Raw genomic sequence first — 696 nt, forward strand, 5'->3', positions numbered from 1 at the left:
CCAAAAGTTCTGTACTCAAAACGTTGAAAGACTTCTTTTTTTAAGATGCCATGATAAGCTTCTACATGAGCATTTTCCTCAGGAGTAGCTACATGAGTAAATTCTTGACTTACCCCAATAAGCTTTAAATACTCACGAACATCTTTAGCAATAAACTGGCTTCCATTATCACTTCTAATCACAATGTTTTCAGGGTATTCAAACTCTTCAAACATCTGTGAAAGAAGATTTATCACTTGTTTTTTCTTGATATTAAAAGCAAAATAATCTTTTAATATTCTACGTGTATGTACATCAATTACAGAAAGTAAATAGGCATTTTTACCCATATTAGGGATCCAGACGACTTTTATATCCATTTCTAAGCATTCCATAGGTCTAGAAGTAATTACCTTTCTAAACTCAACAAACTTACGTCCTGAACCACTTCTGTTAATTCTATGCTCTAACTTCAATAAATTAGCCTGTTTCATGATTCTGTATAGTTTTTTATGATTAATGATATATCCTTTTTCTTTTAAATAAGAACACATCAATCGATATCCACAATCTATAAATTCATGGCTTAAAATCTCTTTTACTGCATTTACTAATGTTGCTTGGTCTACATATCCCTTTTCTTTATGATAGGTTAGCTTAGAGGCTCTATTGCCTTTGCGACCACCACTAGGAACTCTATAGTAACTACTTTCTACT

General features: G+C 31.9%; 1 protein-coding gene. It reads right to left on the reverse strand.

Annotated features, from left to right (window positions below; translation table 11 throughout):
• Positions 1 to 696 (reverse strand): DDE-type integrase/transposase/recombinase (locus Q4548_RS16675; RefSeq protein ID WP_303457164.1); only part of this gene is annotated, 696 nt, incomplete at both ends.

The organism is Wenyingzhuangia sp. 2_MG-2023, from assembly GCF_030548295.1.
In the GTDB taxonomy this organism is placed as follows: domain Bacteria; phylum Bacteroidota; class Bacteroidia; order Flavobacteriales; family Flavobacteriaceae; genus Wenyingzhuangia.